Source organism: Rhodopirellula sp. UH5 (assembly GCF_056839225.1).
The window spans coordinates 7,045,468-7,065,336 of sequence record NZ_CM166390.1 but is presented as its reverse complement, the minus strand read 5'-3'; the positions used below and the strand labels follow the sequence as shown (position 1 = coordinate 7,065,336).

12 protein-coding genes are annotated in these 19,869 nt (G+C 57.1%); 5 read left to right on the top strand and 7 right to left on the bottom strand.

Translation table 11 applies throughout. The features are described 5' to 3' along the window. Positions 1-16: 16 nt before the first annotated feature. The 3 genes from UH5x_RS25320 to UH5x_RS25310 all read left to right on the top strand — a co-directional run bounded on the left by UH5x_RS25320 (position 17) and on the right by UH5x_RS25310 (position 6,025). Positions 17-736 (top strand): CerR family C-terminal domain-containing protein, encoded by a 720-nt coding sequence (locus UH5x_RS25320; RefSeq protein WP_482634077.1) that lies wholly within the window; start codon positions 17-19, stop codon positions 734-736. Beyond that, positions 717-2,627 (top strand): HlyD family secretion protein, encoded by a 1,911-nt coding sequence (locus tag UH5x_RS25315; RefSeq protein ID WP_482634076.1) that lies wholly within the window; start codon positions 717-719, stop codon positions 2,625-2,627. Before UH5x_RS25320 ends, UH5x_RS25315 begins: the two co-directional genes overlap by 20 nt. A 155-nt stretch (positions 2,628-2,782) precedes the next feature. Next, on the top strand, positions 2,783-6,025 hold the full coding sequence (locus tag UH5x_RS25310) for an efflux RND transporter permease subunit (RefSeq protein WP_482634075.1): 3,243 nt from the start codon (positions 2,783-2,785) through the stop codon (positions 6,023-6,025). Between the two features lie 191 nt (positions 6,026-6,216). Here UH5x_RS25310 and UH5x_RS25305 read toward each other — a convergent pair whose 3' ends face one another. The 4 genes from UH5x_RS25305 to UH5x_RS25290 all read right to left on the bottom strand — a co-directional run bounded on the left by UH5x_RS25305 (position 6,217) and on the right by UH5x_RS25290 (position 10,073). Beyond that, positions 6,217-6,504, bottom strand: coding sequence for a hypothetical protein (locus tag UH5x_RS25305; protein WP_236696735.1), 288 nt, complete (start codon positions 6,502-6,504; stop codon positions 6,217-6,219). Positions 6,505-7,612: 1,108 nt separating this feature from the next. Then, complete coding sequence (locus tag UH5x_RS25300; protein ID WP_047817312.1) at positions 7,613-7,984, bottom strand: GxxExxY protein; 372 nt, start codon at positions 7,982-7,984, stop codon at positions 7,613-7,615. A 130-nt stretch (positions 7,985-8,114) separates the two neighbouring features. Then, entirely contained in the window at positions 8,115-8,255 is a 141-nt protein-coding gene (locus tag UH5x_RS25295; RefSeq protein ID WP_482634074.1) for a hypothetical protein, read from the bottom strand. 51 nt (positions 8,256-8,306) lie between these two features. Further along, entirely contained in the window at positions 8,307-10,073 is a 1,767-nt protein-coding gene (locus UH5x_RS25290; protein ID WP_482634073.1) for a TolC family protein, read from the bottom strand. A 284-nt stretch (positions 10,074-10,357) separates the two neighbouring features. Here UH5x_RS25290 and UH5x_RS25285 point away from each other — a divergent pair, with 284 nt between their 5' ends. Continuing rightward, positions 10,358-11,698: an efflux RND transporter periplasmic adaptor subunit gene (locus tag UH5x_RS25285; protein WP_482634072.1), complete on the top strand. Its 1,341-nt coding sequence runs from the start codon at positions 10,358-10,360 to the stop codon at positions 11,696-11,698. Further along, positions 11,698-14,844 (top strand): efflux RND transporter permease subunit, encoded by a 3,147-nt coding sequence (locus tag UH5x_RS25280; protein ID WP_482634071.1) that lies wholly within the window; start codon positions 11,698-11,700, stop codon positions 14,842-14,844. The genes UH5x_RS25285 and UH5x_RS25280 overlap by 1 nt, the downstream gene beginning before the upstream one ends. Before the next feature lie 198 nt (positions 14,845-15,042). Here the strand turns inward: UH5x_RS25280 and UH5x_RS25275 are convergent, their stop codons facing one another. The 3 genes from UH5x_RS25275 to UH5x_RS25265 all read right to left on the bottom strand — a co-directional run bounded on the left by UH5x_RS25275 (position 15,043) and on the right by UH5x_RS25265 (position 19,595). Further along, a complete protein-coding gene (locus UH5x_RS25275) occupies positions 15,043-15,729 on the bottom strand; it encodes a hypothetical protein (RefSeq protein WP_047817309.1) in 687 nt (228 codons plus the stop codon). A 99-nt stretch (positions 15,730-15,828) separates the two neighbouring features. After that, the gene (locus UH5x_RS25270) at positions 15,829-17,547 is read right to left on the bottom strand and encodes an OprO/OprP family phosphate-selective porin (protein WP_482634070.1); all 1,719 of its coding nucleotides are present in this window, start codon (positions 17,545-17,547) and stop codon (positions 15,829-15,831) included. Between the two features lie 227 nt (positions 17,548-17,774). Then, a complete protein-coding gene (locus UH5x_RS25265) occupies positions 17,775-19,595 on the bottom strand; it encodes an arylsulfatase (protein WP_482634069.1) in 1,821 nt (606 codons plus the stop codon). Between the last annotated feature and the right edge of the window lie 274 nt (positions 19,596-19,869).

Here is a 19,869-nt window from a genome sequence, read left to right as displayed (position 1 = left end):
CTCGTCCCGCTGCTTCATGACTGAATCCCCCGCTCCCGCAACGATCGACCCGACCCAACGTTTGCTGGCGGCCGCTGGCCCCGTCTTTGCCGAGCGAGGTTTCGATCGCGCGACGGTCCGAGAGATTGCCAACGTCGCTGATGTCAATGTGGCCGCGGTCAGCTATTACTTCGGTGACAAGATGGGCCTGTACCGCGCTGTCATCACCGCCATCCGGGAGAAACGCGAGCGTGCCTACCCGACGCCTGAAGTTGGCAAACAGACCCCACAACAGGATCTGGAACGGCTGATCCGCACCCTGCTCTCACGCATGCTCGCCGCCGACGAAACCGGTTGGGAAGCGATGTTGATGATGCGCGAGATGCAGACCCCAACGCCCGCCTTCGAAGGCATGATCCACGGGTATTTCCAACCGCTCTACGAAGCGCTTTGCAAAACCATCGAGTCCTTGCTGCCACCGCTTGATTCAAAGTCCGCGTGGCAAACCAGCGCCCTGGTGCCCCAGATGGCTCTCGGCGTGGTCGGCCAATGCCTTCACTACCGGATCGGGCGCCCCGTGATGGCACATTTGATCTCACCCAAATTGATTCAAACCCACTACGGGTTGGATTCATTGTGCAATCAGATCACCGCGTCCACGCTGGCAGCGTGTGGCGATCAAACTGTGATCGATCAATACAAGCTTCTCTTCCCATCGCCGCTCAACGAGCCTCACGATGTCTCTTGTCAACAATAACGAGTCGACGCCCACGATGACCGACGAAGAAACTTCCGCTGAGGCCAAAACCTCACTGGATTCGACATCGTCCGTGCCGGCGAAAACGGATCCGCCACGCTCGCCGTACGAATCCGGGATCGAAGTCGACTCGACTCGCCGGGACGACAACGTTGTCCAGCTCGTCGATTCGTCCAACACGATGCAGTGGGTGCTGTTCAACATCGGTGCGCCGCTGTTGCTGCTCGCCGTGGCCGGTGGCTTGGTCTACGCACTCGGGTCGGTCCAACCCTCGACCCGTCCGCCTGCCGACAACACACTCGCCGGACGACTCCAAGCCTTGCCGGCCGTGGATGTGGTTCCGATTCAGTCGCTCGCAGACAGCGGCCAGATCCTGCACCTGAACACCGACGGCACCGTCGTCCCGTTTCGCGAAGTCATTCTGGCAACTGAAGTCGCCGGCCGCATCGTCGAAAAGTCGCCGCAATGCGAAGCCGGCCAATACGTCACCGCTGGCACCGTGCTGATGCGGATTGATCCGACCGATTACGAACTCACCGTGCGTCGCTTGGAACAAACTCAGCAATCCGAATATGAAGCGATCAACGAAGTCGACCAGGAACTGATCAACGCGGCTCGTTTGTTAGAAATTGCCAACGCAGACATCGAGCTCCAAAGCCGCGAAGCCAAACGCCTGGATTCATTGCCAGAAGACTTTGCCGCCCGCCGCGACGTCGACGCGGCACGCCGAGGCGTCTTGCAAGCTGAACAGCAAAAGGTGACGGTCCAAAACCAAATTGATTTGCTGAAGAAACGACGCACGCGATTGGAACTGGCCGAACAGCTTGCTGCCACGCAACTCAAACAAGCCAGCATCGATCTGCAACGGACTGAAATCCGAGCCCCGATCGACGGGGTCATTGCCAGCGAACAAGCCGAACTGAACACATTCGTTTCCCGCGGCAATCCCGTCGTCACGATGGAAGACACTTCCAAGGTTGAAGTGGCCACCAGTCTGCGAACCGACCAACTGTACTGGGTGCTGAATCAGAAAACGACGCAATCCCCCATGGAAGAATTGAACGCACCCGCCAACGGCGCTCACCGCGGTTACAAGTTGCCGCCCACGGAAGTGAAGGTGCAATACCAACTGTCCGGGCGCGACGATGTGACGTATGTCTGGGATGGCCAGTTGACCGGCTATGACGGCATTGGGCTGGACGAACAAACTCGGACCGTCCCCGTTCGAGTGGTTGTCGACCAACCTCAGATGTTTGAAATCCAACGCCGAATTGACGATGAGTCGCTCGCCCCGACCACTTCCGAAAACGTCGTTTCGACCGGCCCCACCGCGCTCGTGCGTGGCATGTTCGTGCGTTTGCAATTGCAACTGCACCCCGCCGTGCCACTTGTCATCCTGCCGTCCGAAGCCCTCAAGCCGGGCAATCGGGTTTGGGAATTCATCCCCGACGATTCCGTTCTGGACCTTCCGGCAATCGACGAAAAAACCGCTAACGCCGAGGGTCCAAACTCGGAACAGACGGCCGAAACCGTCGCCGATTCAGAAACGAATCTCGCGGACAACGTCGCCAAGCAGGGCGACGACGAATCAGACGCACCACAGGCCGATTCGGAACTTGCCTTCGTGGCTGAAAATTGGTCCGCGGGACGCTTGGTGATTCGCCATGACGTTCGCCCCATCGATTTGTTGACGGCGGTCGGTGGAAGCTCCAATCAGTGGATCTGTGAAGTGCCGAACCAATCGGTCACCGGCAACAGCTTTGTGGTTGTCTCACCACTGGGCAGCATCGAAGCGGACACGTTCCCAGTTCGCGCCCCCAAGGGAAACCTGACGCCACCAATCGATGAAAAATCGGACGCGCCTTTGACCGCAGCAATCACCGATCTTTGACGCCGCCGAACCTGGACAGCGATCCATACTCCTCTGGAGTTTCGATCCCCTGAGAAAGCGATCGTCTTGACGACCACCGCTGCCGCTCACAAGCACCTCCCGCTGTGCAGCCAACCGACACTCTTCCGCCATTCCTTCCATTCAAAGAACCTTCGATGAAACGTGTCCTCGCTTGGGCCATCGAAAACGCGCCCGGCATGAATGTCATCATGCTGGCGTTGATGATTGTGGGTGCTTCCGCATTCGTCGGCATGCGTCGGGAAGTGTTCCCCGAATTCGAACTCGAAGTCGTGATGATTTCGGTGCCGTACCCCGGTGCCACCCCACAAGATACCGAAGAAGCGATCTGTCAAAAGATTGAAGAAGCCATTCGGTCCATCGACGGGATCAAGAAGGTCACCTCCATCGCCATGGAAGGCCGCGGCTATGTCTTGGCGGAACTGCAAAGCGATATTCAAGACGTCCAAAAGGTGATGTCGGAGATCGATCGCGAAGTCAACCGCATCCCAAGTTTCCCTGATCTCGCCGAAGATCCGGAGATCGAACAGATCACGTTCCGCGACACGGCCATCCGCCTAGGAATCATCGGACCTGATGACCGATCCCGGCGTGGGGAACTGAAACTTCGCGAAGTCGCCGAGTCCGTGCGAGACGAATTGTTGATGCTTCCCAGCGTCACGGTCGCCGAATTGATGGGAACACGCAACTATCAAATCGACGTGGAAATCCCCGAGGCAACTCTGCGTTCCTATGGCCTGACGCTGGACCAAGTCGCCTCCGAGATCCGGCAACACAACGTGGAATTGCCGGGTGGGCAGCTCAAATCATCCGGTCAAGAAATCCTGCTGCGTGCCAAGAACAAAGGCCGCGTCGGCCCCGAGATTGAACGCATCCCGCTGATCACTCGCCAAGACGGCGTCGTCCTGACGGTGGGCGATTTGGGCAGCGTTCGCGATGAATTCGAAGACGTCACGGCGGTGGCGGAGATCAACGGCGAACCCGCGATGGTCATCAATGTTCAACGCACCAAATCAGAGGACTTGCTGAACCTGGTCGACAATGTGCGGGGCTACGTCGCCCGCACCGAACCTCCCCCCGGATATCGATTTGTTCTATGGGGTGACACGTCGACCGACGTCCGAGACCGGATGGCATTGCTGCTTCGCAACGGTGTCCAAGGTCTGGGACTGGTGTTCTTGGTCCTGGCCCTGTTCTTGGAGGTCCGCCTGGCATTCTGGGTGGCTCTCGGGATTCCAATCTCCATCATGGGTGCCGGTGCCGCTCTCTCCTGGGGCGACCAAACACTCAACATGCTCTCCTTGTTTTCGTTCTTGATCGCTCTTGGGATCGTGGTCGATGACGCGATCGTGATCGGCGAAAACATCTACGCCCACCGGCAGATGGGCAAATCGCTGCACGACGCGGCGGTCGACGGGGCCACCGAAGTGTTGCCCAGCGTGGCGGCCTCGATCACCACGACCGTCATCGCCTTCGCCCCCATGTTCTTCGTGTCTGGGGTGATGGGCAAATTCATGGCGGTGATCCCGTTCGCCGTGATTGCGATGCTGCTGGTCTCGCTCTGGGAAAGCACGTTTGTGTTGCCATGTCACTTGGCCCACAGCCATTCAGGGTTCTTCCGAGTCGCGACGATCGTGACCTACCCGCTGCGTCCATTCATGCTGCTGTTGTTCTGGTTCAATTCGAAAGCCAGCACCGCGATGGAATGGTTCGCTGAAAAAGTTTATGTGCCCACGCTCCACTTCTGCTTGCTCAATCCAGTCCTCCCCATCGCCGTCGCCATCGCGTTGTTTGTCGGCACCATCGGCATGATTCGCGGGGGCGTCGTGACGACCGTGTTGTTCCCCAAATCGGACAACAACTACCTGCAAGCCTCCGTCGTCTTCCCCAACGGCACTCCTGCCACCGCAACCGAAGTTGCCACCCAGCGAATGGAACGAGCCCTTCAAAAGGTCAGCCAAGAGATCGCGTTGGAACGCGCCGCCAAAACGAAGGAGCCGCTCGAATCACTGTACCCGCTCCCAGAAGGTGACTATGTCGGCCCGGTCCGTTTCGCCTACCGCGAAGTCGGCTCGATCAGCAACACCGCCGGCCCGATGGGCGGGCAAGGATCCAGCGGCAGCAACGCCGGCCAGATCTTTGCCGAACTCCACGGCACCGAAATCCGTGACATTCACAGCGACCAACTGATCGCTCGTTGGCGACGTGAAGTGGGCGAAATCGCCGGCGTCGAACGAATCACCTACGGCAGCATCGGCACCGGCCCCGCCGGAACCCCCATTGAATTCAAATTGCTCGCCTCCAGTGAACACGTGGACGAGTTGCTGGCCGCAACCGAAGTCATGAAGCAAAAGGTCGGCACCTTCGCTGGTGTTTTCGACATCAGCGATGACAACACGCCGGGCAAGTGGGAATTCCAATTTCGCGTCAAAGACAGCGCCCTGGCGACCGGTGTCACGCCGACGGATCTCGGACAAACTGTTCGCAACACCTACTTCGGCGCCGAAGTCATGCGTCTGCAACGCGGTCGTCACGAAGTGAAGTTGATGGTCCGCTACCCACCGGAAGAACGCACGTCGCTCGTCAACTTCCGAGAGATTCGCGTCGGAGGTGCCGATGGCATGCAACGTCCCATCAGCGAATTGGCTGAGATCAATTTGCAACGAGGATTTTCTGAGATCAACCGCGTCGATCAACAACGCAGCATCACCATCTCGGCGGACCTTGATGAGACCACCGCCAACGCCGATTTGATCATCGCCAGCCTGCAAGAACAGATGGACGGCTTCAAAGCCCAATTCCCAAATGTTTCCCTTCGCTGGGAAGGTCAACAAGAACAAAGCCGGGAATCGGTGGGCAGCCTGATGGTCGGCTTCGCCATCGCGATTCTGTGCATGTTTGTCTTGCTGGTCCTTCAGTTCCGGTCGTACATGCAGCCGCTGTTGATCTTGGCGATCATTCCCTTTGGCATGATCGGTGCCGTCTGGGGACATGCACTTCTCGACCTGCCGCTGACGCTCTTCAGCATGTTTGGGCTGGTTGCTTTGGCGGGTGTCGTCGTCAATGACTCGATCGTTTTGATCGACTTCATCAACTCACGCGTCCGAGCGGGTGACGACCCCATCCAAGCCTTGCTGGAGTCGGGCCGTCGACGTTTCCGACCGATCATGCTGACCAGCATGACCACGATTGCGGGCTTGGTGCCATTGCTGACCGAGCGATCTTTCCAAGCTCAATTGCTGATCCCAATGGCCAGCAGTCTTGCCTTTGGGTTGATGCTCGCCACCGCCTTGGTGCTGCTGCTGATCCCCGTCTTGTACATGCTTTATCTCCTCACCCTCCAATCGCTGAACATCCCGTTCGTCGAAGTCGAGGAATAGACGCTACTGGTCTGTCATAGCTAAAAGTTAGGGTTGATCGTAGTGGACGAGGCCACGAGTCCTTGGATTTGACGCCAGTTCAGGACTCGTGGCCTCGTCCACTACCCTAAAAACAAGTCCTGACAGACCACTACCCAATCTGGGTGATCCGGAAGCCTGTTGGAAAGCTTGCTTCAACAGGCTTCCTTCCGCTACCAGAATCGCCAAAGATTCTCCTTGAGCCACTCTGTGAAGCCGTCACCGCGGAAGTAGCCCAAGGCCATGCCCAAAACTCCACCGGCAACGCCGCCGGCAAAAAATGCAACGACGGCCCATCCGGTGAACGCCAGCGAGACCGAGAATCCCAGCCCCGCACCGCCTACCGATCCCAGCAGTCCCCCTGCAATCAGGTTGACGACTGGGTCTTCGGTTCTCGCTGAGTTCCGCTTGGCGTTCAAATCGGAATCATCCCGATTCTGGTATGAGTCGGGTTCAATCATCCTGCGGTCCTGTCACCGTTGGTTTTCTGCTGCGACGCAACTGCGACGATCCCACAATCGTCAGCACGGATCCAATCAGCGAACACGCAATGTAGGACATGAACGAAACGTTCCATGCTGACCACGGTGAGTCGGATTCTCGACCCAGAGCCAGCAAGTCGCTGCTAATGGAGTCCAACTGGCTTCCTAGCTGATGGATTTCTTGGGCTGTCATCGTGTTTGAATCCGCTTGCGCAACGAAGGCCTCCAAGACGTCCATCCGATCTCGGACACGCTCTCTCGCATTCCCTAACTGCTGGCGTTGCCAAGCATGCATCTAGAGAAGAAGCAATCCAAGCACAAACACTGCGATTCCAAACCATTGCAGTCGGTTTCCATTCTTCATCCGCATCAATCGCTTTCGAAGAGAAGCCTCAACCTCTGACAAAACGGTGTCCTCGAGACAATCAGGATGAGGAGGGCGTCCCAAATGTTTCGGCTCATCCGACGGAAGGGTGCGTCCGAGGTTTTCAAGGCATGCACCGATGTCCGAATGTTCAACGATGGACGGCGTCCGTGTTGAAAACAACCCACCGGCATGGCGAGCATGCCGGTGGGCCGCGAAGCACCTTCGGCGCATCGGAGACCAAGCTATTCCTTGGCAAGTTGCTCCTCAGCAGAGCTTGCTTCCGCTTCACTTGGCAACTCAATTCGAACGCCTCGAAATGGTCTATTCAAACTTCGGGCATCGGAGAAATCCCTCCAAAAACCTGAAGTCAGGGTACCGCGCACGCTTCCGTCGGATGAGCCAATATAAACGTGTTCCTCGAGCTGCGTGATTCTTCCTCGCCAATTCTGAGCCTCGATCACCACCTCGAAACTCGCATCGGACTGGTTCATGCAAATCAGCCGAACCGAAATCTTCGTGCTCTCTGTGCCCTTCGTGGTGAAGAATATTCGCCGGCAAATGCACCACGAAGGACTCGAAGGGCACGAAGGTTCAGTGTGAACGTGAACATGTTGCCAACCGTCCGCGAACGTTATCCTTCGCGTTCGCTGCGTCTCTTCGTGGTGACACGAAGATCTGCATTCGACTCATCCCCCTACTCACGAGCCGGCGACATCAGATTCAAAGCACAAAACGACGAAGCCCGTCCTTGAGCCGTGTCACATTGAAGTTGATCAAAAGCCCCGTCCGGATTCCCGCCAACTTCATGTAAGTCAGCAATTGTGCCTCGTGAATTCCCTTCAATTTCTCGACACTCTTCAGTTCGAGAATGATGGAGCCCTCCACCAACAAATCGATCCGATAGCCACAATCCAACGCCACGTCTTTGTAGCGAACAGGCTGCGGGTGCTGGAGCTGAAACTGAATGGAGCTCTTACGGAGCTCATGGGCAAGGCATTGCTCATAGGCAGACTCCAGCAACCCAGGCCCCAATTCGCGATGCACTTCAATCGCGCACCCAATCACTCGGTGAGACAGTTCATCGAATTCCATCTTTCTCCCCCCTCAACGCACCGCCTCCCCACGCTTGAAACCACCCGACGTGGATGGATCGACGATTGATTCATCGTAGCAAATCTCAAAACCACGAAGGACGCGAAGAGCACGAAGTGGTGGCTCGGGTCTAATCCGTGATCACGATTTCACTTGCATCTTCAGGCTGGAGCAACTTCAGTTTCTGGGCCAGTTTGCCCGGGAAATACGGCGATTCATTGACGTCACCAGAAATCTTCTTGAGCTCATCGCTTTTCGACCGCAGATGCACGTGAAAGTGCTCTTTATCATCAACGGCGGCCGAACCACCCCATCCAGCGGTTCAGTGAGTCACCAAGGCCTGGTCATCACTGACAGGCCATCCCAACGCCCATTGCAAACGAAACTGAGCTTGGTTGTGAGCGGTGACCGCTTGCAGGTAAGCACGGCGTGCAGATTCCAATGCCTGGACCGCTTGCAGCACTTCAATCGGCAAACCCTCGCCATCTTGGATTCGTTCCGAATTGGATTGATAGGATCGTTCGGCGGTGGCGATCGCCTGCTGCGTCAAATCCATTTGCTGGCGACGGAATTCGACCTGACTTGCCGACTCGGAGATTTCCGCAGCGACCTGGTCCATCACACGAAGCTTCTCATACTTGGCTTGCTGAACCCGCGCGGACGTCCGATTGCGAGCAGCTCGTTCACCCAGTCCAAAGTTTCGAATCTCCCACGTGACCACGGCATCGAAGTCATAGCGACCGTCCACATCATTCAGGTCATTGCCCAAACCACCTCCAAAACCGCCAGTGCTGTACCCCAGCAAAACACTTGGAACAAACGGAGCGTACCGTTCGCGTTTGTAGGCTTCACAGGCGGCGGCGACCAACGACTGCGACTCTTTCAGTTCCGGCCGCGAAGCCAAACCGGTGCTGATCAGCGAGGCTTTGTCAGTTCCGGCGGCCATCAACTCCAATGGCACCACGGTGACATCCATGGGTAGAAGCGTCTCGCCCGAGTGCATGCTGATGGCTTGGGCAAGGCGTGCGGACGCAACCGCGACGCGTTCCTGCCCGCCCACCAATCGGCTGTCGATCAATCGGAGTTCCGTTTGCATGCGATCCGCATCCGCTTGCATCCCTTGCCCCGCTTCGGCGAAATCAGATGTGATTCGTGCAAGTTGCCTCACCCGTTCCCGAGACTCTTCCAACACGCGAGCATCCTGGTACGCCTCCAGCAATTCTGTGTAAGCGGTCGCAGCCCGCAACAGTTGCTGATTCAAAACACCCGCGGCGGCGTGCCCACGTGCCCAGGCCGTTTTCTCTGCGACCTTGGGCTGGAAGATTGCATCGGCCATGTGAAATTGAGCCACCAGCCCTGGTCGCGTGTTGGTGGTTCCCGCACCGGTGGCACCCGCTCCCAACCCGTACTGAAACGAATTCCGGTTGACGTCCACGATGTCACCGTTGCTGGATTGGTAATTGCCATCGTGGCGATGAAAGCTGAACCCGGCTTGAATGGATGGCAACCACAGTACCTTGGCCTGATCGAGCGCTGCATACGCTTCACGGGTTCGCCACTGTGCCAAGCCGACCGCGGGGTGCTGGGAGTCGATCATCGCCAGCGCCGTTGGAAGGTTCATCTGAACGGTTTGCGGCGAGACCATCGCCACACCGGATGTTTGTCCCATCGAATCAAGGACCACCGGTTCTGGAGTCAGCCCCACCAAACCGCTTTCGGGCACCTCCAACAAGGGTGCACTTTCATAGGCGGTCAACGAATGATCGCTGCTGCGGGCGCCGGATTCTTCCTCGAGAGGTTGCAACCGGTATCGTTTGCCGTCGATCGTCAGAACCGAGTCGGTCGTCGAAGCTTGATCGGCGGCGGGCTCACCGAAATCACGATGGGCCACCGGGCGAATCTCCGATTTGGCAAGCGTGGTTTCTTCCGTGGCCGCTTCAACACCGGAAACCACCGTGGCGGAACTCCCGGTGATTGCCGCTGGCAGAGGGGAACTCTGCACCGATTCCTGGTTCATGTGCCCCACACACCCGATCGCTGGAACGGTGCTCGAAAGGGCGATCAGCGTGTATAGGAACGAACGGGACATCCATGTTCTCCTGGTTCATCTGTTCGGAAGACAGCGTTCGTTCGCCTTGCTCAGCTCGTCCGGAACGCATCAGTTTCTACTTATGCACTTCGGCAGATGATGATCCAGATGGTAACGATTGAATGCCTTGGAATAGTCAGATCCTGTCCGCTGCGCATCGAAAACGCTCATTGCGCGAACTAGACTGCATCGACCGCTTGGCGAACCGCGCCCGGTCAGATCGATTCTTCCGATTCCCCCAAATATTCCAGCGGAGCCAAGGACGCCAGTCCTCGATTCACACAATGCCTCTCGCAATCCCGCCTCGACTCTCTCCTCCACTCGCGACAGTTGCGGTGCTGTGCTTCCTGACCGGTTGTTCCGACGCGAATCGCGTGGCCAAGAAAACTCAGCCGCAGCCGGCCACCCCGGTCAAAACGGTGGCCGTCACGCCCACCGAGGTCACACGGACCAGCGTTCAGCCCGCGACGGTTCACGCCTACTACCGAGCCGAACTCCGCTCGCAAGCGTCGGGCTATGTCGAATCGTTCACTGCGGACATCGGCGAATACGTCGAAGCAGGCACCGTCCTGGCCACCATTTCGGTTCCAGAGAAGCACCAACAACGGCGGGTGATCGAAGCCAGGATTGGTCGCTTGGAAGCCCAGGAAAAACAAGCTGCCGCAGGAGTCCGATTGGCAGAGGCGTCCAAACGCTCCGCACAAGCCAAGCTGGCTCAAGCCAAGTCGGAAGGCGCCGCCGTGGAAGCTTCCCTGGCCGCAGCCAACGCGGAATTCAATCGAACGGAAGACCTGGTCAATCGAGGCTCCTTGCAAAACCGGATGCTGGACGAGGCCCGGATGAAACGCGACAGCGAGTCGGCTCGCAAACAGGCGGTGGAGTCAGCCGTTGCCTCAGCACAAGCGGACGTCGAAGTCGCGTCCGCCAGGGTCGAGTCAGCACAAGCGGATCTCGAGACGGCACAAGCGGAAACCGAAGTCACGCGGCGCGAACGGGATGAAGTGGATGTCTGGATCGACTACGCCGAGATCAAGGCTCCGTTCTCGGGCATCGTCACAGAACGAAATATCGAACCAGGTGACTTGGTCCGCGCCGCCAGCGAAGTCGGACTTGGCAAGCCCCTGTTTGTTCTCTGTCAGATCGACCGAGTCCGCGTGCAAGTCCCCGTCCCCGAGAGAGATGCTCCCCTGGTGGATCCAGGTGATGAAGTCAGTCTCACGTTTCCATCATTCGCATCCGAACCTCCCCTGACCGCGCAGGTCACACGGCGCAGCGGAAGTCTCGATGCCCAATCACGAACCATGATGGTGGAAGTCGAAGTCGACAACACGGATGGCAAGCTGATCCCCGGGATGTTCGGACAAGCCTCGATCGAACTGACCACGCAGACCGCCGCCAACCTGCTGCCCGCCCAAGCGATTCGCTTCGACGAATCTGGCAACGCCTTTGTGTACGTGGTCGCCGGCGACGACACGATTTCGATCCAAGAAATCTCGACCGGAGTGGACGACGGCAACTTCATCGAGGTCCTCTCCGGTGTCGAGCCAGGCCAATCGGTCGTGGACGCTCACCTGAGCCGCTTCATCGACGGGCAAAAAGTCGCCGTCGTGGGGGCCACTCACTGATGTCGTTGATCCAATTTTCCCTTCGCAATCGATTTGCGGTTCTGGCTGCATCCATTGCCTTGTGTGTGCTCGGTGCAACCGTCATCCCGGGCATCACGATTGATATCCTCCCGGATTTCAAAAAGCCGGTTGTGGTCAGCTACTTCTCCTACCCTGGTCTGCCGACCTTGGACATGGAGAAATCGGTCACCTCACGTGTCGAACGTGCGCTCACGCTGGCGGGCAAGATCGAGCACCAAGAATCGAGAACGGTTCCTGGCGCCGCGGTGATCAAAGTCTTCTTCCAACCCGGTGCTGACCCAAGTTCGGCGATGAACGACATCGTCAACTTGGAAGCCAGCGATATGTTCCACCTGCCGCCGGGCATTGAGTGGCCGTTCACGCTGCGGAGCGAACCGTCCAACCTGCCTGTGGTGCTGGCAGCGATCTCCGGCGAGGGACTCAGTGAATCCGAGCTCTACTCGATCGGCTACTACGCAGTTCGCAACAAGATGGGCGGACTGAAAGGCGTGCAGATCCCGCACCCGTTTGGTGGCAAGTTCCGCCAGATGATGGTCTATGTCGATCCCGCTAAACTTCAGGCCTACCACATCAGCGCGACCAATGTGGTCGACGCGCTCAAGAAGTCAAACTTGGTGCTCGCAGGTGGCACCGCAACGATGGGTGGAACGGACTACCAAATTCACCCTCGGAATACCCTGCCTGATATCGAAGAAATCGCAGCGATTCCCATTGCCGTTCGCGACGATCGCCCGATTTTCATCCGCGACGTGGCAACCGTCAAAGACGACGCGGCGTTGCAATACAACATCGTTCGAGTCAACGGAAAACGCAGCGTCTACTGCCCACTGCTTCGAGAACCCGGGGAGAACACCATCGCGGTGGTGGACCGCATCTACGACGGGATCGCGGAAGAGATTCCCAAGATGAAAGAGCGTGGTGACATTCCAGAAGCGACCAGCGTGACGCTGGTCTCGGATCAATCCATTTACATCCGCAAAGCGATGTCGAATTTGATGTCGCAGATTGGTCTCGGTTCCGTGCTGGTCGCGCTCGTGGTGCTCATCTTCTTGCGACGCCTGCTTCCCACCGTGATCATCGTTTCGACCATTTTGCTGGCCATTTTGATTGGTGCCTTGGGATTCGCATTCTCCGGCCAAACCATCAACGTGATGACATTGGGGGGAATCGCACTGGCGATCGGCACGGTGGTCGACGCCGGAATCGTGGTCGTCGAAAACGTGATCCGTCACGGGCGAATGGGCAAATCCCCCATGGAGGCTGCACGCGATGGCACCCAGGAAGTTTCAGGCGCAATCCTCGCAGGAACCATCACGACCTTGGCCGTCTTCTTGCCTGCAATCTTCTTGACGGGAATGATCAAGTATCTGTTCGCTCCCCTCTCGTTGGCCGCCACCCTCACCATTGGCGCCTCCTACATTTTGGCGTTGACCGTTGTCCCCGCTTTTTGTGCGACCTTCGTCCGGGAACGTGTGCAAGCCAAAACGCAAGCGACGCAGCCAGACGATCAGCAGGCGTCTTCAACCAAGCCCTCGGGGCTGTATGGACGCTTGCTTTCAACCGCCATGCGATCACCCGCGTTGTCAGCGTTGATCATCATCATTGGGGTAGGCGGCTCGTTCTTTTTGCTGCCTCACATCGGAACAGAGCTGTTCCCGAATGTTGATTCGGGCAGCTTCGAAATCCGCCTGAAAACAGTCCCCGGAACCTCCTTGCAGAAAACCGAGGAATTGGTCGCCAAGATCGAGGAATCCATCCAACAAGTGATCCCTGAGGAATCCATCGACACCATCATCTCGAACATCGGTTTGCCGGTTGGAAAGGGAGCCGGATTCTCCACCGTCTTGAGTTCCAACTCGGGCCCAGACACAGCCTACTTGATCGTGAATCTGAAGCAGGAAAATCAGTCGGTCGACACTCAGACCTACATTGACACCTTGCGAGAAAAGCTGAACAACGAATGCCCGCTGGAACAGTTCCTGTTTGTTTCGGGTGGCATCGTCAACATGGCCCTCAACGAAGGTGTTCCCACTCCAATCAATGTCCAAATTTCCGCGGGCACACTGCAACAGTGTCGCGACGCAGCCGAACGAATCGTCAGGGAAATCTCTCCGATCGAAGGCACACGAGATGTCCAGATCGCCCAGTCGCTCGACTACCCCCAATTCGATGTGCAAGTCGATCGAACACGGGCAAAGTACTTGGGGGTCGATCAAGAACAAGTCGCGCAAACCGTGCTGACCGCGTTGGGATCCAGCGTGGGCTATTCACCGACCATTTGGATTGACCCGAAGAGCGGTGTCGACTTCTTCATGGGAGTTCAGTACGCGTCCAATCAGTTCCAATCGCTGGATGAGTTGCGGAACATGCCACTTTCGCTCGACACCCCCGACGGCCCCGTCACGATTCCGCTCTCAAACATTGCCACTGTCAATCGAGTCACGATTCCAGGCGAGATTGCCCACTACAACATTTCACGGGTCAACGACATCCATGTCAACGTCGCGGGGCGAGACCTGGGAAGCGTCGCGGCAGACATTGACGCCGTGCTGGCGGACATGGAATTCGAAAACGGGGTCTCCGTCGCTCTTCGCGGGCCGATTGAAAAGATGCGTGGGGGAATGAACATGCTGGGAACCGGACTCGCAGTGGCAACGCTGCTTGTTTACCTGGTTCTGATGGCCCAATTCCGATCGTTCCTCGATCCGCTGATCATCATGTTGTCCGTCCCGTTGGGGATCGGAGGTGTTTTGATTTCTCTTTATCTGACGGACACGTACCTCAACATCCAGTCCTTGATGGGCACGTTGATGATGATCGGTGTCGTCGTCAACAATTCGATTCTCCTGGTCGAATTCGCGAATCAACGACTTGCCACTGGGGTGACACCTCGAGAGGCCGCCCTGTCCGCGGCTCAAGTTCGCTTGCGCCCCATCCTGATGACCTCGTTGACGCTGGTCGCCTCGATGTTGCCGCTTTCGTTCCAACTGGCACCGGGAAATGAAGCCATGATTCCGCTCGCTCGTGCGTTGCTGGGCGGGATGGTGGTCTCAACGCTTCTGACGTTGATTCTCGTTCCTTGCGTCTATGTGTTGCTCCATCGCAAACAAACGGTTCCGGTCTAACGCATCCAGTCGAAAACGAGTGACATAGCGGAAGGGCGCGAGCCCTCCGGTTTCACACCGGGCGGCTTGCGCCACACCGCTTAAATCGTCACTCGTTGCTCACAGATTCACGCTCCAACAGCGCACGAAAAAAACCACCGACACGACTAAGTCGTGCCGGTGGTTTGTGTTCCGGACCTTGCTCTTGTCGAGAGCAATTTATCGACTGAGAACTTCGACCGAGGTTTCGATCAGATCGTCTTCGGCTTGCAGCGACGTGGTGTTGGGGTTGGTGATCGTGACCCAACCTTCGGCGTCGGGTTCCGCACGACTGATCGCCGATGCCAACGCGACGGACTCTTGTTGATCCAGTTGCATCGTTTCACCAGCGTTGTTGGCGAACGCGGCCGGTGGCAATGACGCGGCGGCTTCGATGCTGGCACAGCATCCCATCTCGCAGCCACCAACATCACAACCGGATTCACATCCCGCATCACAGCTTCCGCTGTCGCAGCAACCGGCGCTGCATCCCTTGCCACATCCGAAGATACCACGGGCACGGTGACGGCAATCGGGGCAGCAAGTGATGGCAGACCAATCGTAAGTGCAGACCGTCTTTTTCTTCTTGTCCGTGACCAGCTTTTTGACGGTGCGAACCTTGCCGCACTTCTTCAACGGGCCACATTCCCATGGGAAACGCAACGGTGGGATGCAAATGGTTTCGCATTCGACGTCGAAGCAAGTGACCTCCACTTCTTCTTTGTCAACTTCCACGTTGCAGCGTCCGGCTTGGCAGAAACAGCAGGCGGGTCCGAAAGCACTGGCGGTGCTCGAGAAGACAACCGAGGCGGTCAACGCGAAAAGTCCCAGGCAGGCGACACGACCGAATTGAATGGATCGGCTCATTTGAAATTCCTTTTTCAGTTCTGTGCGGTTGGTGTGCGGGGCTGGTGTTCAGCCCCGCACGTAGAATGCTTCTGTGATCAACGGTTTGCTTCTGGCAACTCAGAAGTCGACCATAAAACGAGTTCCGAAGATCAGGAAGTTCCCGGCTTCCACCGGTGCGTCGAGCGAATTGTTGCCATTGGCGGCCAATCCACTCTCGCTGATTTCACCCCATACCAAGTTGTTCTGAACCTTCGAGTAAGGTGTCCAGTGCCAGTTCAAACCAGCCGTGTAGAGATTGCCCACGCCGCCGTTGACACCACCATCGGTTAGATCGAGGTGGTCATATCGGAGAGCGACCTGCCATGCTCCCCAGCCATTGCCGCGACATCCGTTGCAGCGATCCACCAAGAAGAAATTCTCGTGGGGTGTCACGCGTGAGAGCGTTCCCGTCGACCGGTTGTAGGGCATGTGCTCGCCGGTCAAGAAGTACGATGCGTAGATGTAACCACCGTGGAAGAACAAATTGTCATCCACCCCCGCAGCCGGATCCTCCACCTGCATTGGAGTCATGATGTATTCCCCGGTGATTTGCAGCGAACCGAGGTTCAGGATGTTTTCAAACCCAATGTTTTGATACCAGTCTGCACCGTCGATGCGACCGGTGTTCAACCAACGTTGCGAGCTTCGTGCAAGGGGCCGAGTGCGGAACCGCCCTTCGTTGCTGTTGGTGTCGTTCGCTCCGGCATCGCCGTCCGGCTTGGCAACCGCACCAGCCAAACCCCAGTGCCAGTACCCACGTCCGCCGCTGGTGTCGTCGTACCAAGGCGATCCCCAAAGACGCGAGTATCCACCGGCTTGGGCCGAGTCACCAATGAAACGTCCATCCGTGTTGATGTTCTCGAGATTGTAAATCCCGTACGCCCAACCGATCGACTCTTCATTGTTGTGACCATACATGGTCAAACCAAACCGACGAGCGTCTTCGTTGAATGCTTCCACTGCCAAGGGGCGTTCGGCGAACACGTTGAAGCGAGAGCTGTTCAGGTGATCCAAACCGAGCGGCCGCTTCTGGTTGCCAAGCAACAACACCTGATTGTTGGGCAAATTCGACCAGCCAATGTAGGCGTCCTTGATCTCGGGAGTCTGCGGGTTGTTGAAGTCCACTTGCAAGCGATAACGCATGTTCTGAGGAACGTCCCCGGAAAGTTCCAGACGCAGACGCCGGAACCCAGTGATATTCTCGGGACTCTGATTGGGATCGCCGGCGACTCCACCGATCCGACCGCTTTCGATTTGGTTGATTCCCGGATCGGTGTTGGAGAACGACCAGTGATCGATGTGAACTCGCCCGCCAATTTTGAGCGTGGACTTCTTTTTCTTCGCCTTGGCCTCGGCCGCCAACTCGTCCTGATAGTCCGTCCACTCTTCATCGAGTGTATCAAGGGCATCCAAACGCGAAGCAAACGCTTCCAAACGATCTTCAAACGACTCGTCTTCAGCCAGAGCCTTTTGGTTCTGCTCATCCCTTGCCTGGGAACTGAGACCGGAGGGCTCCTGATCCACGTCGGCAGGCAGCGATTGCACTGAGCCTTCGATCAAGCTGTCTTGTGGACGCATCGGTGCGGCGCTGTATCGGCTGGACAGCATGCTGTCAAAACCATTCTGCGTTGGCTCTGTTTCAGGTGCAACGAGAACCGAATCGGTTCCGGCTTGGTTCGCAGGTGCCCACCATTCGTCGGCGTTTGCAATTGCTCCACCGCCGGTGACCAAGCAGACCAAAGCCGCAAGGGTTCGTCTGGCAACGCTTCCGCCGCGTCGCAAGGTTGATGATTCCATCGATTCAAGACTCCGTTCGTTTGATCAAAGCACCAACCAATCCATTGGTTGATGTCGCCTTACAGAGTTTTCATCGATCGTGTCGTGTCGATTGTGCGGCTGATGATCGCCGAGCAAGAGAATCTCGATATTTCTTAACAATCGTATTTACTGCATTCCGACTAATCGGCACAATCGCCCCTCCGCAGGGTGACAAATTCAGCGCCATTGTGTCTCCCAGAGAGCATTCACTTGCTCTTTCGGGAGAGCGTGCAGTAGTACGCTCCAACTTCACCGTTTGGAAGTTTGAAAACGGGAGCCAGCTGGTGGGAACCTTCCGCCAATTCGATCTCCATCGTCACGACCAGGTCATCTGATGCGACGCTCGTGCTCGCAATCGACTTCCCATCCACGCGCACCTCGGCGGACTTCACGGGGATCGCCCGGCCTGCTTGGGTTCGATAGGCGCGAGAAGAGCCGGGCACGTCTTGCCCAGGCGGTACAGCCGCTCCAATCGGAATCCCCGACTCTTCCGGCCAACGCCGCAACGCAATTTCAAACGTCCCTGCTTCATGCACTTGGATCGCCCAATGCCCTTGGTGCGTCAGTCGTTGCTTCGCCTTCTTCGGGAAAACAGCCGCTGCGGCACGGATCGCGGACTGATTCCATGGCGGAGCTTGTCCGATCCAGTCATGAGCCGTGAACGTGACCACGGGATGATCGGGATGACCGACGGTCATTTCGGTGGTTTGCGAGAACGTGGGTTCCAGCTCCGCCCACCAAGCATCGTAAAACGCACGCATCGAGGCCACTTGTTCGGGATGATCGCCCGCAACATTCTGTTCTTGCCCTGGGTCATTGGAAATGTTGTACAGCTCTGTGCCGTTGATCAAACGCCACTTGTCTTGCATCACGGATGACTGACGCCACTTGATCGGGTCGATCACACGCTGCGAATCGGTGATCAGCATGCGCTGCGTGAACGACGATTCTGGTTCGTCCTTCAACAGCGAAACAATCGAGGTGCCATCGAACTTGATTTGTTCGGGAGCGTCGACGTCACACAATTCCAACAGCGTCGGCACCACGTCCACCGCGTGACACAGCGTGTCATTGCTTCGAGCAGTGGCAAAGCCGCCTTCGGGATAGTGCATCACAAAGGGAACACGGTGGCCGCCTTCATACGGGCTGCCCTTTCGCCCACGCATCCCCGCGTTGTAGACCGATGCACCGCCCGCGGTTCCATTGTCGGTTGTGAAGATAAAAATGGTGTTGTCATGCACGCCCAACTCACGCAGCAGTTCGCGGGTCCGTCCGACGTTCTCGTCGATGTTGGTGATCATCCCCAAAAAAGTGGCCACGTTGTCGCTCATCTCGGGATAAAGGTCGATGTACTTCTGCGGGGCGTGCAATGGCCCGTGCGGTGCATTGGTTGCGATGTAAGCGAGAAACGGCTCGTCCGCTTCGACACAATCGCGAATGAATCGATTGCCTTGTTCAAAGAACACGTCGGTGCAGAAGCCTTCGGCTTTGACGGCTTCTCCATTGTGGAAATACGAACCGTCGAAGTACGCGTTGTCCCAGAAGTCAGGCGTTTGCCCGACGCCGCCGCCCCCGTGGCGATAGACCTCGGTGAACCCGTTGTCCTCGGCTCGGTAGGGATAGTTGTCGCCGAGGTGCCATTTGCCAAACATGCCCGTTTGGTAACCGGCATCACGGAAGATCTCACCGAAAGTCACCTCGTTGTCTCGCAACATCGAACGTCCGCTGATCGTGTGCCACACGCCGGTTCGGTTGGTCCAGTGCCCTGTCACAAACGCCGAACGGGTTGGTGAACAAGTCGGCGCGACGTGGTAGTCCGTCAACACAGACGACTCCGCTGCCAACGAATCAATGTTCGGTGTCAGAACAACGGTGTTCCCAGTGAACCCACAATCGCCGTAGCCTTGATCATCCGTGATGACGATCACCACGTTGGGACGATCTGCCGCCGAAACAGGTTCCACGAGCAGCCCTCCAGACCACGAACCAACGGACAGCAGGACCAAACAAAACAACCAACGTGACATAGAAGCAACTCAAACTGGAGGGATGAAACGAAGGGGAGACGCACCACAAGCATAGCTGAACCGTGCGGCCCGTCAGTGGAAGATCACGTCTTCGGACGGCAAGAATGCGACGTCTCGAAATTCACACTCTGAGCGTAGCAGTCACGCTAAACGGTGAAGTTGTTCCGACCCTGCCGAATTCGTCTTCGGAATCGGCTGGTATAAAGCGTCTTAAGCAGGTAGGCAGGTGTCATCGGTTATGTGAGCCAATCATTCTTGCTTACCTGCTTAGCGG